The organism is Gemmiger sp. An120 (genome assembly GCF_002160955.1).
GTDB lineage: Bacteria > Bacillota > Clostridia > Oscillospirales > Ruminococcaceae > Gemmiger_A > Gemmiger_A avium.
Genome location: NZ_NFLN01000037.1, coordinates 1 through 13,784 on the forward strand (window position 1 = coordinate 1; position 13,784 = coordinate 13,784).

General features: G+C 65.2%; 14 protein-coding genes. 7 read left to right on the forward strand and 7 right to left on the reverse strand.

What is annotated here, in order from left to right; all coding sequences use genetic code 11:
* Together B5E65_RS15650 and B5E65_RS15655 are read left to right on the forward strand one after the other, a co-directional pair.
* On the forward strand, nt 1-610 hold a 610-nt coding region (locus B5E65_RS15650; protein WP_143403048.1), incomplete at its 5' end, for an NYN domain-containing protein.
* Between the two features lie 77 nt (nt 611-687).
* Entirely contained in the window at nt 688-1,317 is a 630-nt protein-coding gene (locus tag B5E65_RS15655; protein WP_087172696.1) for a hypothetical protein, read from the forward strand.
* A gap of 160 nt (nt 1,318-1,477) precedes the next feature.
* Here the strand turns inward: B5E65_RS15655 and B5E65_RS15660 are convergent, their stop codons facing one another.
* Both B5E65_RS15660 and B5E65_RS16765 read right to left on the reverse strand, forming a co-directional pair.
* Nucleotides 1,478-2,164: a peptidoglycan-binding domain-containing protein gene (locus B5E65_RS15660; RefSeq protein WP_087172697.1), complete on the reverse strand. Its 687-nt coding sequence runs from the start codon at nt 2,162-2,164 to the stop codon at nt 1,478-1,480.
* On the reverse strand, nt 2,149-4,776 hold the full coding sequence (locus tag B5E65_RS16765) for a peptidoglycan-binding protein (protein ID WP_087172698.1): 2,628 nt from the start codon (nt 4,774-4,776) through the stop codon (nt 2,149-2,151). Before B5E65_RS16765 ends, B5E65_RS15660 begins: the two co-directional genes overlap by 16 nt.
* A 325-nt stretch (nt 4,777-5,101) precedes the next feature.
* On the opposite strand from B5E65_RS16765, the gene B5E65_RS15670 reads away from it, so the two are divergent.
* Entirely contained in the window at nt 5,102-5,983 is an 882-nt protein-coding gene (locus tag B5E65_RS15670) for an aldose 1-epimerase family protein (RefSeq protein WP_087172699.1), read from the forward strand.
* A gap of 7 nt (nt 5,984-5,990) precedes the next feature.
* On the forward strand, nt 5,991-6,695 hold the full coding sequence (locus B5E65_RS15675) for a tRNA threonylcarbamoyladenosine dehydratase (protein ID WP_087172700.1): 705 nt from the start codon (nt 5,991-5,993) through the stop codon (nt 6,693-6,695).
* A gap of 70 nt (nt 6,696-6,765) precedes the next feature.
* Here B5E65_RS15675 and B5E65_RS15680 read toward each other — a convergent pair whose 3' ends face one another.
* Nucleotides 6,766-7,485 (reverse strand): M23 family metallopeptidase, encoded by a 720-nt coding sequence (locus B5E65_RS15680; protein ID WP_087172701.1) that lies wholly within the window; start codon nt 7,483-7,485, stop codon nt 6,766-6,768.
* A 332-nt stretch (nt 7,486-7,817) separates the two neighbouring features.
* On the opposite strand from B5E65_RS15680, the gene B5E65_RS15685 reads away from it, so the two are divergent.
* The 3 genes from B5E65_RS15685 to B5E65_RS15695 all read left to right on the forward strand — a co-directional run bounded on the left by B5E65_RS15685 (nt 7,818) and on the right by B5E65_RS15695 (nt 11,119).
* The gene (locus B5E65_RS15685; protein ID WP_087172702.1) at nt 7,818-9,086 is read left to right on the forward strand and encodes an ArsB/NhaD family transporter; all 1,269 of its coding nucleotides are present in this window, start codon (nt 7,818-7,820) and stop codon (nt 9,084-9,086) included.
* Between the two features lie 195 nt (nt 9,087-9,281).
* Complete coding sequence (locus tag B5E65_RS15690; RefSeq protein ID WP_158098617.1) at nt 9,282-10,205, forward strand: carbohydrate kinase family protein; 924 nt, start codon at nt 9,282-9,284, stop codon at nt 10,203-10,205.
* Entirely contained in the window at nt 10,202-11,119 is a 918-nt protein-coding gene (locus tag B5E65_RS15695; protein WP_087172704.1) for a pseudouridine-5'-phosphate glycosidase, read from the forward strand. The genes B5E65_RS15690 and B5E65_RS15695 overlap by 4 nt, the downstream gene beginning before the upstream one ends.
* A 50-nt stretch (nt 11,120-11,169) precedes the next feature.
* Here B5E65_RS15695 and B5E65_RS15700 read toward each other — a convergent pair whose 3' ends face one another.
* The 4 genes from B5E65_RS15700 to B5E65_RS16295 all read right to left on the reverse strand — a co-directional run.
* Nucleotides 11,170-11,538, reverse strand: coding sequence for a hypothetical protein (locus tag B5E65_RS15700; RefSeq protein ID WP_087172705.1), 369 nt, complete (start codon nt 11,536-11,538; stop codon nt 11,170-11,172).
* A gap of 15 nt (nt 11,539-11,553) precedes the next feature.
* Nucleotides 11,554-12,543, reverse strand: coding sequence for a glycosyltransferase family 2 protein (locus B5E65_RS15705; protein WP_087172706.1), 990 nt, complete (start codon nt 12,541-12,543; stop codon nt 11,554-11,556).
* A gap of 125 nt (nt 12,544-12,668) precedes the next feature.
* Nucleotides 12,669-13,226 carry a DUF4358 domain-containing protein gene (locus B5E65_RS15710; protein WP_087172707.1) on the reverse strand — a complete coding sequence of 186 codons (558 nt, stop codon included), beginning with the start codon at nt 13,224-13,226 and terminating at the stop codon, nt 12,669-12,671.
* 110 nt (nt 13,227-13,336) lie between these two features.
* Nucleotides 13,337-13,784: hypothetical protein (locus tag B5E65_RS16295; protein ID WP_343286410.1), on the reverse strand; the 448-nt coding region annotated here is incomplete at its 5' end.

A 13,784-nucleotide genomic window follows, 5' to 3' on the forward strand; every position in this document is an offset into this window, starting at 1 on the left:
CGCCCGCCCCAAGCCGAAAGGAGAGGCCCCCGGCGAGGACGCGGTGCTGGAGGCGCTGTTCACCCGCACCTACGGGGCGGGCAGCTGGCGAACCCCGCCGCCGCCCGCCGCGGTGAGCCGTCCCGCCCGGCCGGACGCCGACCCGGTGCCCGCCGCGGCCCCCGGGCAGGAGTATCTGCTGGTGGACGGATACAACATCCTGTTTGCCTGGCCGGATCTGAAAGCCCTGGCCCAGGCGGATCTGGGCGCGGCCCGGCACGCCCTGGCGGATATCCTGTGCAACTACCAGGGATTCAAGGGCGGCACGGTGATCCTGGTGTATGACGCCTACAAGGTGCCCGGCGCGCCCGGCGAGGTGGAGAAGTACCAGAACATCTATCTGGTCTACACCAAGGAGGCCGAAACGGCGGATATGTTCATCGAAAAGGCCACCAAACAGCTGGCCCGGCAGCGCCGGGTGCGGGTGGCCAGCTCCGACGGGATGGAGCAGACCATCATCCTGGGCCACGGGGCGCTGCGGGTGTCGGCGGAGATGTTCCGCCGGGAGGTGGAGGACGCCAACGCCCAGATCACCCGTATTATCGAAGAAAACCGCCTGCGGCTGCGGTGAGGGCCAATTGCGCCGGGTAACACACTGTGCTATACTGAAGTAAAATAGCGCACCCGCGCGGGAAAGGAAGTTTGGGTATGCAGTATCGCCCCACACGCACAGGGTCCGACGGCACCGGCTACTACCGGGGCGCGGACGGGAATATGTATTACGGAAATCCGGCCAATGGATACCTGACCGAAACGAAGGAGTCCGCCCAGCGGCGCAACGCCGATTCCCAGTCCGCGCAGCCCTCCCGGCCCTCCGTTCCGCTGGATTTTTCGCTGAAACGCCATGAGATGAGCCCCTGGGAAAAGGCACTGGCCGCCGGTACGGCCGGGATCGTGGTCCTGGTGTTTGCGGTCGTGGCGGTGATCGCGGTGCTTTTCGGCAGCGTGGATGTCTGGAAAAGCTCGCTGACCAAGGCGATGGACTGCCTGTCCGAGGATGGCCTGTTCCTCATGCTGCGCCTGTTCTGGCAGGTGTGGGTCTGCCTGCTGGGGGCGCTGTACGCCCTGAAAACGGTGTTTTCTACACGGCGCGTACCCTGGGTGATGCTGGCGGCAGTTTTTGGCATTGCCAACCTGCTGCGGCAGATGCAGGCGTATCCGGATAAAAGTTTTGGCGCCAATCTGTGGGGCGGGCTTGTTCAGGCGTTTTTAATGGCGCTGCCGGTGGCGGTGGTCCTCTGGCTGCTCAGCCGTCTGCTGCAGAAGCTGCGGGGGTAAAGGTTCGGCAGGGCCAATCCGGGGGACCAGTCCCCCGGCCCCATACAGCGGGACGAATTCTCGTCCCGAGGGAAAAGAAAAGGGCAAGGCCCGCGCAAACCGGTCGGTTCTGCGCGGGCTTTCTTCATTTTTTCCAAGGCCGGAGTATTCCGGCCTTATTTCAGTTGATCACCGTGCCGGTGCGGCCGATGCCCAAAGCGGCGTTGGTCAGGCGGTTCCAGGTGTTGCAGCCGCACACGCCGTCGGCGGTCAGGCTCACCGACCGCTGGAACGCCTTGAGGGCGCTCTCGGTGTTGGCGCCGAACTTGCCGTCCAGGGTGCGGGTGGAATAGCCCAGGGCGTTCAGCGCGTCCTGCATCACCAGGGTGTACACCCCTACCGCGCCCCGCCGCAGGGTGGGATAGCCGGAGGTGGTGCCGGAACAGGCCGGCGTGCCCAGCCGCCGGTCAAAATGTACCCAGGTGGGGGTCATGCTCTGGGGCTCCACATAGCCCCAGGCGCCGGTGTTTTTGGCCGCGTTCCAGATGGCGTTGCGGGCGCTGCTGCCCTGGCCCTGCCCCACGTCGAACGCCACCCCCGCGTAGTGCTGGCTCTTGGTGCCGTGGCCGCCCTCCCAGATGCGCTTGAAGGCGTATCCCACATGGATCGGCCCACCGTACCGCCGCCGGGTCAGGTTCCAGGCCTCCATGGCCGCGGTGGTGGTCCACAGGGTGGGGCTGTTGCTGCTGCCCCGGAACTCCCGCACCCGCAGGGTGGTGTTGTAGGAATAGGGCATCGGGTCGCTCTCGTTCCGGTTGTAGGTGGAGATCTGGTTGGTGTACGGATCATAGATCAGGATTCTTGCCATGCTGCTCCCTCCTTGTTGTCCAGATTGGCCTGCTGGCGGATCGCCAGCCAGGTTACCGCGTCCACAAAGCCGGTTTCCGGCAGGCCCGCCGCCTGCTGGAACGCCAGCACCGCCGCCCGGGTGGCCGGGCCGTAGACCCCATCCTCCGCCAGGAACAGCGCCGACTGGTACTCCCGGGCCAGCTGGTTCAGCCACACCTGCAGCTGCAGCACCGCCGGGCCGGTGGACCCGTAGTCCAGCGTCTGGTCCGGCCGCGGGGTGGGCAGGGCCGTGGGGGTGATGGGCTCCCGGGCCATCAGGCTCAGGAATACCACCGTCAGCGCGTTCCAGGTCTGGGGCCCGGTGATGCCGTCCACCTCCAGCCCGAACAGGGTCTGGAAGCTGCGGATACCGTTTGCCACTGCCTCGGTGTATACGTCGGTGATGCCCGGGCTCTGTACCTGCGGGTAGAAATAGGCCGCGTAGGCCAGCAGAAAGGTGATGTAGGACACATACTGCCCCTGGCTGCCCACCTGGAACAGCTGCCCCGGCCAGCTGAGCAGATCCGCCGTTACCACCGGGCCGCTGGTGCGCAGCTGGGTGAACTGGGCATACAGCTTGTTCCAGGTGGCCTGCCCCACAATGCCGTCCACCGTCAGCCCCATCAGCTGCTGGAACGCCTTTACTGCGGCCGTGGTGGCCGGGCCGAACTCCCCGTCAATGGCAATGGCGGGGATGGCCGCGTAGTAGGCCGACAGGATGAACAGGTAGTACTGCAACTCCCGCACCGCCTGGCCGCTGGAACCCTGCCGCAGCGTCCCGGGGAAATCCCCCGGCCGCAGGTTGGGGCTCAGCAGCTTGTTGGCCACGTCGGTGTACACCTCGTACAGCTTGTTCCAGGTGCGCTCGCCCACCACACCGTCGGCGGTCAGGCCAAAATAGCTCTGGAACTTCTTCACCGCTGTCTCGGTGCCCGCGCCGAAGATGCCGTCCACCGAGGGGCTGGTCAGCGCCGAGTAGTTTGTGGCCGCGATCCGCAGATAGAACTGCACCAGCTGCACGTTGCTGCCCCGGTCGCCCCGGCGCAGCGGCGTGCCCGGATACCGGCCCGGCCCACCGGCGTTCATGTCGTCCTCCACCTGGCTGTAGGCGGCAAACAGCTTGTTCCAGGTCTTTTCGCCCACCACGCCGTCGGCCAGCAGGCCGTTGGCCGACTGGAACGCCTTCACCGCCGCCGTGGTGGCCGGGCCGTACTTGCCGTCCACCGTCAGGCTGGGCAGGGACGAGTCGAACTGGGCCAGGGTGTTCAGCCAGAACTGCACCTGCTGTACCGCTGCGCCGGTGCTGCCCTCCCGCAGCACGGTGCCGCCCCAGGCGCCGCCGTTCACCTCACCCTCGATGGTCTCGCCCTCGCTGGTCAGTTCCGCCAGATCCTTAACGCTTACGTAGATGTAGCTGATCTTGTACCAGGTGGCCCGGCCCACCACCCCGTCGGCGGTCAGGCTGAACTGCTTCTGGAATGCCTTCACCACCGCTTCGGTGTCCGCGCCGAACACCCCGTCCACCGTGATCTTGCCCATGCCGGGGTAGTCCTGCACAATGCGGCTCAGCTGCCGCTGGATGGTGCGCACCGCCGCGCCGGAATCCCCCCGCCGCAGCGGGCTGCCCGGGTAGCTCTGGGGAATGCTGGCGATGTTGTTGGTGCGGATGATCTCGATGTCGTTGCCGTAGTAGTACCGCAGGATGGCCAGGGCGTTCATTCCCTCGTTGGCCCGGTCCACCGTGCCCCACTGCTTCATGCCCTTGCAGCTGACCTGCTTGCCGTCGCAGTATTCGGTGTAGTAGGGGTTCCGGGTGCCCGTTTTCCGCACATAGGTGTTGAAGATGTCGGCGGTAAGCCGCTCCATCACGTCAAACACCGTGCGCCCGTGTACGTAATACTGGTCGTAGCTGGTGGAGTTGGTGATGTTGAAGCTGTACCCCTTGCTGGGATACCACTCGGTGTATACCCGGTTCAGCGCCAGGCTGATCTGGGCGTGGATGTTTGCCCGCAGCGCCTGTTCCGGCCAGGTGGGGTATACCTCGCTGGAGGCCACATTGGCGATGTACTCCTGGAAAGACACCGTTACGTTCTGGGCGCTGGCGGCGGGGCGGCCCAGGTGCACCGTGATCTTCTGGGGAATCACCACCTGATCCAGCACAAAGGGGGAGTACTCCACCGGGGCGGGGCCGCTTCCGCCGCCGCCCACAAACAGGGGATGGGGCGGAATATCCACCGTGATGGCCTGTTCGCTGGCGGTGCGCACTGTGTCCAGCGGGGTCATCTGCAGCTGGGCCAGGGTGGTCTGGCCCTCAAACACCTGCACCCCCGCCAGGGTCAGGGGGGCGTAGCCCTCCTTTTCGGCCTGCAGGGTCCAGGTGGAATAGGGCTGCACCGTGCTGTCCGGCTGGAGGGAATAGCCCTTATCCGGCGCGGGCAGGGTCAGGGGTTCGGCGTTGCCGTCCTCGCCGGTGGCAAAGGCGTACACGCCCGGGTAGCGGGGGTCCTCGCTGCGCAGGCTGATCTGCACGCCGGGCAGCCCGGCCGACAGCCGCGCCGACGCGCTGCGTACCTGCAGCTTTCCGTTGCTCATGGTCAAACGCTCCTTTCCTGAAAAAGGGCGGCGCGCGGCTGTTGTGCGGTACGCCGCCCCGGGATAGCGGGCGGGCCGTCCGGTCCGCCTGCCCCACTGTATTCCGGCGCGCGGCCCGGTGATACCAGGGAAACGGGCCTGTCCGCGGGGGGAATTTCCCCCGGCGGACGGTTCAGGGCCATGCGGGGGCGTTTGGGCAGGCAAAACGTTTGCGTTCCGCCGCTGTCCGCGGCCTTGGCAACGGCTGTGTTTTAGGGTATACTGAATCCAGAGATACGCTATCACGGCGGCCCGCGCCGCCCGAAAAGAAAGAAGGTAGTTTCCCATGATCTATACGCTGGAAAACGAGAACCTCAAGCTGTCGGTCAACAGCCTGGGGGCGGAGATGTACGCGCTGGAGCACAAGCCCGACGGTGCGCCGCTGCTGTGGAACGGCGATAAGGCCGTCTGGCCCCGCCGCGCGCCGGTGCTGTTCCCCTATGCGGGCAAGATCAAGGACGGCAAGGTGCGGATCGAGGGGGCCGAGTACCCCGCGCCCCAGCACGGCTTTGCCCGGGATCTGGAGCACACCCTGGTGGCCCGGACCGCTGATTCCCTGACCTTTGAACTGGCTGCGTCGGAGGAGACCCGCAAGTTCTTCCCCTACAATTTTGTGCTGCGCACCATCTTCCGGCTGGAGGGCAACACCCTGCACCACACCCTGGAGGTGGACAACCGGGACGAGCGGCCCATGCAGTTTGGCATCGGCTATCATCCGGGGTTTGTGCTGCCCTTTGACGAAGCGCATACCACCGCCGATTACGAGGTGCGGTTTGACGGCCCCCAGACCCCGGTGGTGGTCAACACCCAGCCCGGCGGCCTGGTAAACGGCGACAACGGCCCGCTGGTGGAGAATCAGGACGTAATCCCGCTGCGGGATGATATGTTTGATGCCGACTCCATCTGCCTGAGCCAGCTGACCAGCCGCACGCTGGATCTGGTGGAGAAGGACACCGGCCGCGGCATCTCCTTCAACATCGAGGGCTACCCCTATGTGCTGCTGTGGAGCATGCCCACCCGTCCGCTGCATTTCCTGTGCGTGGAGCCCTGGCACAGCCTGCCTGACCGGGTGGACGCCACCGGCGAGTGGAACGACAAGACCCCGGCGGCCCGCCTGGCCCCGGGTGAGAGCTTCTCCACCGATCTGGCCATGACCTTCCGCCGCTGATATGCCGATGGAGGAACGTACCGCCCTGCTGCTGGGCGAAGAGGGGGTGGCCCGGCTGCGGGCGGCCCATGTGATTCTGTTTGGCCTGGGCGGGGTGGGCGGCCATGTGGCCGAAGCCCTGGCCCGCGCCGGGGTAGGGCAGCTGACCCTGGTGGACGCGGACACGGTGGCGGAAAGCAACCTGAACCGGCAGATTCTGGCGCTGCGCAGCAACCTGGGCCAGCCCAAGGCACAGGCCGCGGCCGCGCGGGTGCGGGCCATCAACCCGGACTGCCGGGTGCAGCCGGTGGAGATGTTCTACCTGCCGGAAAACGCCGACAGCCTGCCCTTTGACGGGGCGGACTATGTGGTGGACGCGGTGGATACCGTTACCGCCAAGCTGGAGATCATCACCCGGGCGCAGGCCGCCGGGGTGCCGGTGATCAGCTGCATGGGCACCGGCAACCGGCTGCATCCCGAGATGCTGCGGCTGGGCATGCTGTCCAAGACCAGCGGCTGCCCGCTGGCAAGGGTGATGCGGCGGGAATGCCGCGCCCGGGGCCTGGCGGACATCCCGGTGGTGTACAGCGAGGAACCCGCCCTTATCCCCCGTCCGTCGGACGCGGACCCGGCCCCCGGCCGCCGCGCCGTGGTGGGCAGCGTGAGTTTTGTGCCCGGCGCGGCCGGGCTGATCCTGGCAGGCGCGGTGGTGCGCGCCATCGCAAAGGCGTAATCCGCACACACAAATAAAAAAGGCCGGTGCGTACTTGGTTTACGCACCGGCCTTTCCGGTTATATCCGCTTTACTTCAGATAGCCCGCCGGGTCTACCCAGGCGCCGTCCTTCAGCACCTCCAGGTGCAGGTGGCTGTCCAGGGCGGCCTCGGCCACGCATTCGCCCACGGTGCCCAGGGTGTCGCCCATGGCTACGGTCTGCTGGGCGGACACTGCCACCTCATCCAGGCCGGTGTACCGGAAGGTCACGCCGTCGGCGGTCACCTCCACCACCCGGCCCCACAGGCCGTCCTCATACACGGCGCTCACTGTGCCCGCCCGGGCACAGCGCACCTCGTCGCCTGCGTCGGCGGCCAGGTCGATGCCGTTGTGGGTGCGCCAGTCGCCCAGCGTTTCGCTGTATACCAGCTCGTCACCGCTGAAACCCGCCAAGGTCTGCCCAGACACCGGCGGCACGAAGGCAGGCGCCGGCGAAGCGGGCGGCTCGGTGGGCGCGGCAGGCGTGGATTGCGGCGGCTGCGACCCGGAGGCCGAAACCGACCCAGACGAGGCCGACGAGGAGGCGGGCGGCGCGGTCGGCTCTACCGGCACATCCTCCGCGGGGTTTTGCACAGGTGTTTCGGGAAGTTCCCATTGCGGCTCCTCCTTGGGGGCGGACTCCTCGCCGCCGATCAGATTTTGGGTGATGGACCGGATGGCCCAGGCGCTGGATACCGCCGCCGCCAGTACGCAGGCGGCCAGCGCCAGATAAAAGCCCTTGGCCCGCATGAATCGTCTGAACTGTTCCATATTGTGTACGCTCCGTCTCTGCCGCAATAGCAGCGTTTTGTTCTGGCTTTAGTTTGCGGCAGCCCGGGCGGGTTTATGCACCCGCCGCAAAAATTTACCGCCCGGCCGCTGCGCCCCCCTTGACGGGGCGGGCGTTCTGTGGTATGGTACAGACAATCTCTCCGGGGGAGTAATTCCGCCGATACCGGCGGGGCAGATCAACACGCATGGCGGCCCGCCCGCCTGGTTTGCCTGTAAAGGAATGAGACCCGGGCGCGTCCAGCCTGGCCGCGCCCGGGCTTTTTTGTACGGGGCCCCGGCCCCGCGCACCAATCGGAAAGGGGTTGTATGCCGTGATACTGGCTATCCTGCTGTTTGTTCTTACCTATCTGCTGCTTCTGGCATTTCCCCAGCGCCGGGCCTGGATCGCCCTGGGTTCCGGGGCGCTGTTTTTGCTGCTGGGCATCCTGCCGGAGGACAAAGCCCTGGCCGCGGTGGACTTCAATGTGCTGCTGATGATCGCCGGTACCATGGGCCTGGTGTCCCTGTTCATTGATTCCCGCATGCCCGCGCTGCTGGCCGACCTGATCCTGGAACATACCCCCTCGGTCAAGTGGGCGGTGGTGGCGCTGGCCCTCTTTGCGGGCATCGTGTCCGCCTTTATCGACAATGTGGCCACCGTGCTCATGCTGGCCCCGGTGGCCCTGGCCGTGGCCGAAAAACTGAAGATCCGGCCGGTCTCCATGATCATCGCCATCGCGGTTTCCTGCAATCTGCAGGGGGCCGCCACCCTGGTGGGGGACACCACCTCCATCCTGCTGGGCGGTTACGCCGGGCTGGATTTTCTGGATTTCTTTGTGTTCCGGGGCAAGCCGGGCATCTTCTGGGCGGTGGAACTGGGCGCGGTGTTCTCCGCGCTGGTGCTGCTGTGGCTGTTCCGCAAGGAAAACGCCCCCGTCCGCCCGGGCGAGCGCACCCAGGTGACCGACTTTGTGCCCTCGATCCTGCTGGGCAGCACCATCCTGCTGCTGATTGCCGCCTCCTTTATTCCGGATAAACCCGCCATCACCAACGGCGTGATCTGCATGAGCCTGCTGGCGGTGGGGCTGGTGTACACCGGTGTGCGCCAGCGCAGCCTGGCCGCCGTGACAAAACCCCTGCGGGAGATCGACCTGACCACCCTGGGGCTGCTGCTGGGCCTGTTTGTGGTGATCGGCGGCATCACCGAGGCCGGGGTCATCGACGCGCTGGCCTCTCTGCTGGTCAAGGTCAGCGGCAGCAACCTGTTCTTTGTGTATACGCTGATCGTCTGGGCCAGCGTGCTGTTCTCCGCCTTTATCGACAACATCCCTTACGTGACCACCATGCTGCCGGTGGTGCAGGGGATTGCGGCCATGCTGGGGGTTGATTCCACCCTGCTGTATTTTGGCCTGCTCACCGGTTCCACCCTGGGCGGCAACCTGACACCCATCGGCGCTTCCGCCAACATCACCGCCATCGGCATCCTGCGCCGCAAGGGGTATACCGTCACCAACCGGGACTTTTTGCGGGTGGGCCTGCCCTTTACCCTTACAGCGGTTACCGCCGGGTACCTGTTCCTGTGGGTGGTGTGGGGCGCCTGAAACAGGCGGTGTGGCATCCTGCCTAAAACAAAAGCCGGGCTTTCTCGGTTTTGACGGGGCCCCGGCGGCCCGGCGGCTATTGAAAACCGGCGAAAAACGCGGTATGATTAAATTTCCGAGAATAGTATGATTTTGTGTTCCCAACCCCTCGGAGCCAGCAATCCGTGTATACAAAAATAAAAGGAGGGAATGCGAATGGGTTATATTGCGGGGATCGGCGGCGCCAACATGGACGTGCACGGCCAATCCCTCGCCCCGATCGTCATGCGGGATTCCAACCCCGGCCGGCTGCATCTGTCCATGGGCGGCGTGATGCGCAACGTGCTGGAAAACCTGGCCCGTCTGGGCTATGAGGTGCGCCCTGCCACCGTGGTGGGGGACGACGCCTACGGCGACGCGCTGCGCGCCGGCTGTGAGCGCCTGGGCATGGATACCCGCTGGATGCACACCCGGCCCGGACACACGTCCTCCAGCTATATCTCCATCATGGATTCGGAAGGGGATATGCTGGTGGCCATGAGCGACATGCGCATCTTGAAAGAGCTGGACGCCGCCTTTGTGGAACAGTGCCTGCCCATGCTCAACGACGCCGAACTGGTGGTCTGCGACGGCAACCTGTCCTACGCGGCCATCGAGTGCCTGGCGCGCAAATGCACCCGGCCGCTCTATCTGGACCCGGTGTCCACCGCCTGGGCCCGCAGCCTGGAACCGCTGATCGGCGCGTTTGACACCATCAAGCCCAACCGGCTGGAGATGGAGGTGCTGGCGGGTATGCCGATCCAGAACGAAGCGGATCTGAGCGAAGCCTGCGACCGGGTGCTGGCCCGGGGCGTGCGCCGGATCTTTGTGTCGCTGGGGGCGGACGGGCTGTACTGCAAGACCCGGGACGGGGCGCGCCACGGCCGCAGCCACGGCTTTGACCGGATGGTCAACGCCACCGGCGCGGGGGACGCCACCCTGGCGGGCATTGTCTACGCCACCCTGTCCGGCATGGACGAGGCGCGCACCATGGAGGTGGCGCTGGCCAGCGGCCTGATCGCCATCAGCGCGCCGGACACCATCAGCGAGGAAATGAGCCGAACCAACCTGGAAACGATGATAAAGGAGTATGTACGATGAATCTGCAAGCCTATCTGGATATTCAGCCTGAAATCAAAGCCGCTGTGGAAGCCGGCAAGCCGGTTGTGGCGCTGGAAAGCACCATCCTGTCCCATGGCATGCCCTATCCCGAAAACCTGGAGTTTGCCGCCCAGGTGGAAAAGATCATCCGGGACGAGGGCGCTGTGCCCGCCACCATGGCCATCATCAACGGCCGCATGAAGGTGGGCCTGACCGCCGACGAGCTGGAGCTCATGTGCAAGGGTGAGGGTGTGGCCAAGGTAAGCCGCCGCGACCTGCCCATCCTGCTGGCCACCGGCGGCACCGGCGCCACCACCGTGGCCACCACCATGATCCTGGCCAGCCTGGCCGGCATCAAGATCTTTGCCACCGGCGGTATCGGCGGCGTGCACCGCGGCGCGGAGGTCACCATGGATATCTCCGCCGACCTGCAGGAACTGGCCCACACCCCCGTGGCGGTGGTCTGCGCCGGCGCCAAGATGATCCTGGACATCGGCCTGACCCTGGAGTACCTGGAGACCATGGGCGTGCCGGTGCTGGGCCTGGATACCGACGACTTCCCCAGCTTCTACTGCCGCAGCAGCGGATTCGGCGTGGACTACAACGCCAAGACCCCGGCCGAGGCGGCCCGCATCGCCAAGACCAAGTGGGATCTGGGTCTGGCCGGCGGCCTGCTGATCGGCAACCCGGTGCCCGAAGAGTACGCCATGGACTTCAATGAGATGAGCGCCGTGATCGACAAGGCACTGGCCTCCGCCAAGGCCGACGGCATCAAGGGCAAGGACACCACCCCCTACCTGCTGGCCCATATCGTGGAGTACACCGGCGGCCGCAGCCTGGCCACCAACATCCAGCTGGCCTACAACAACGCCCGTGCTGCCGCCCGCATCGCGGTGGAGTACGCCCGCCTGTAATCAACCCAAAACAAAAAAGAACGCTGCCCGCGGGCAGCGTTCTTTTTTGTTTACTTCAAAATTCCCCGGTGCATATCCTGAAAGATGCCCGGCTGCCGGCACAGGGAGGCAAAATCCCCCCGTTGCACGATGCGGCCCTTGTCCTCCACCAGCAGGCGGCGCACCACCTTGATGACCTCGTTGGTCACGTTGGCGGCCAGGATCGCCAGCAGCACCGGCATCACCGCACCCAGCCGGATGGTCTGGGCCGCCAGCACCGTGTTGGTCAGGTATTCCACCGCCAGCGGGGTCAGCTGGGTCAGCACCGCCGATACCAGCAGGATCACCAGCACCGCGGCAAACTGGGCTTTCTGCCGCCAGCCCAGAAAGCCCAGCAGCTTGCGCACCGTCTGCACCGCCGAGGGCTTTTTACGCTCCATGCTGCTCACTTCCTCTCAGGTGATGCCCCGGGCCCGCTGGATGCGGTACTGGATATACCGGAAGGTGTCCGCTATCAGCCATACCTGAATCAGCAGATAGTGGGGCAGGTTCCGCAGCCGGAACCGGGGCTTGTCCAGCCTGGGAATGGCTTTCAGCGCTTCTTTGAAGCCCTGGGCATAGGCCGGGCCGAAGCCCCGCAGCCGGAACATCACCGCCTTGAGCAGGTAGCCCAGCGCCAGGAACGGCAGGTTCAGGATAAACATCAGCAGCGGCATGTTTTTGTAGGGCAGCAGAATGCTGTTGCGGCCGCTCTGTACGCTCTTGAAAGGGTTGTACCGCACCGCACCGGTGGTGGCCCCGCAGATGTGGTAACAGCGGGCGGTGGGGCAGAACACGTTTTTATAACCGAAGCTGTTGCCCCGCCAGCTGATGTCCACGTCCTCGTAGTAGGCAAAGAACAGCTCGTCAAACAGGCCGATCTCGTCCAGGATGGATTTGCGGTAGAGCGCCGCGCCCCCGCAGGCGGAGAACACCCGGCAGGGCTTGGTATACCGGGCGGCCCGCAGCCCGTCCCCCCGCTTGCAGGCAAAGCCCAGCAGGGTCACATAGTCGCCCGCGTCGTCGGCCAGTTCCCGCTCAAAATGGCGGATCATCAGGCTGCTCACCGCAAAGATTTTCGGGTCCGCTTCGGCGGCGGCCACCAGGTTTTCCAGCCAGTCCGGTTCGGCAAAGGCGTCGTTGTTGAACAGGGCCACATACTCGCCTTTGGCCAGCCGGATGCCCTGGTTCACCGCGTGGGAAAAACCGGTGTTCTCCCCGTTTTCAATCAGGGTATAGCCCGCCCGCCCCTGGTAGGACCGGGCGATGGCCAGGCTCTCGTCGGTGGAGCCGTTGTCCACCACGATCAGTTCAAAGTCGGTCAGGGTCTGGGCCCACACCGATTCGATGGAATCCCGCAGCCAGCCGGCTCCGTTCAGATTGGGGATCACGACGGTTACTTTCACAGCGGCAAACCTCCCGTGTTGTCTGCATTTCTGGGGGATATTGTACCATAAAACCCGCCGCCGGGCCAGAGGCGAACGAAAAAAGCCCCGGACGCGGATGCGTCCGGGGCCGGTGCCGGGAACAATCAGGCCAGGGCTTCTTTCAGGGCAGACAGCTCGCTGTCCGCGCTGGGGCCCATCACCAGCACCACCTCACCAGTGGGCAGGGTGGTCAGCTGGGCAGCCTTGGCGATGGCGTACTGGTCGGGCAGGTAGTTCTGCTGCAGTTCCATCTGCTGCTGGATAAAATCCTGCAGGCCCTGCTTCACCGCGTCGGTGCGACCCTCGGCGGGCAGCGCGATCACCACGGCGTAGCTCTGGGTCATCATCTGGCTTACACTGGCGGCCCAGCCCAGGCAGTCTTCCGGGGTAAGACCCAGCAGATCCAGGGAAGCCTGGGCGCCGTCGGCAATCTGGTCGGCGGTCAGGTCGGCGGTGAAACCGGCGGTGCCGTTCACCACGCCGTCGGTGCCGGCGTAGTAGATGTTGTAGGCGTCGTTTTCCTCCTGGGGACGGGCCTGCTGCAGGATGGAGGCGTAGTCCAGCGGTTCGGTACGGGCGGCCGCGCCGCCGCAGCCGGTCAGAAACAGGGCCGCGGCGCAAAGCAGAGCGGCGGTGATAGCAAAAATACGGGTATGCTGCATAGAAGGACAGCTCCTTTCACAATTCAAAGGGCACAGGGCCAGTTTGCCCCGTGCAGAGCGGCGGTATGTATCGGGCCGCTTGTACTGTGTATACGCAGCAGAGGGGCATATTATTGCAGCACCGCGTCCAGATGGTGGCCGCCGTAGCCGTTGCCGCCGCCGTAGTAGTCGTAGGGATCTTCGTAGTAATAATCGTAGTAGTCGTCGTAGCCGTCCAGATAATCCTCAAAGTAGTCGTAGGGATTCTGGTAGTAGTTGCTGTACCGGTGGGGGAACAGCCAGTAGCTCAGCGCGCCGATGGCCGCCAGCACCACCGCCGCCAGGATCACCAGTACCAGCACCAGCGCGGTAAACAGCAAAGCCGCCCGGGCCAGCCGGCGGCGCTGCACATTGCCGTCGTGGCCAAAGGCCCAAATGAACATCATCACCAGGCCCATCACCGGGATGGCAAACAGGATCAGGCACAGCAGATACCGGCCGGTGGTCATCTCATTTTTGTCCGGGGCCGCTGCGGGCGCCGGGCGGGGTGTGCGCCGGGGCGGCTGGGCTGCATAGCGG

Bases quoted from the DNA above. Each gene is read 5' to 3' on its own strand.
- B5E65_RS15655 (WP_087172696.1), top strand. From the start codon at position 688: ATGCAGTATCGCCCCACACGCACAGGGTCCGACGGCACCGGCTACTAC.
- B5E65_RS15660 (WP_087172697.1), bottom strand. From the start codon at position 2,164: ATGGCAAGAATCCTGATCTATGATCCGTACACCAACCAGATCTCCACC.
- B5E65_RS16765 (WP_087172698.1), bottom strand. From the start codon at position 4,776: ATGAGCAACGGAAAGCTGCAGGTACGCAGCGCGTCGGCGCGGCTGTCG.
- B5E65_RS15670 (WP_087172699.1), top strand. From the start codon at position 5,102: ATGATCTATACGCTGGAAAACGAGAACCTCAAGCTGTCGGTCAACAGC.
- B5E65_RS15675 (WP_087172700.1), top strand. From the start codon at position 5,991: ATGGAGGAACGTACCGCCCTGCTGCTGGGCGAAGAGGGGGTGGCCCGG.
- B5E65_RS15680 (WP_087172701.1), bottom strand. From the start codon at position 7,485: ATGGAACAGTTCAGACGATTCATGCGGGCCAAGGGCTTTTATCTGGCG.
- B5E65_RS15690 (WP_158098617.1), top strand. From the start codon at position 9,282: ATGGGTTATATTGCGGGGATCGGCGGCGCCAACATGGACGTGCACGGC.
- B5E65_RS15695 (WP_087172704.1), top strand. From the start codon at position 10,202: ATGAATCTGCAAGCCTATCTGGATATTCAGCCTGAAATCAAAGCCGCT.
- B5E65_RS15700 (WP_087172705.1), bottom strand. From the start codon at position 11,538: ATGGAGCGTAAAAAGCCCTCGGCGGTGCAGACGGTGCGCAAGCTGCTG.
- B5E65_RS15710 (WP_087172707.1), bottom strand. From the start codon at position 13,226: ATGCAGCATACCCGTATTTTTGCTATCACCGCCGCTCTGCTTTGCGCC.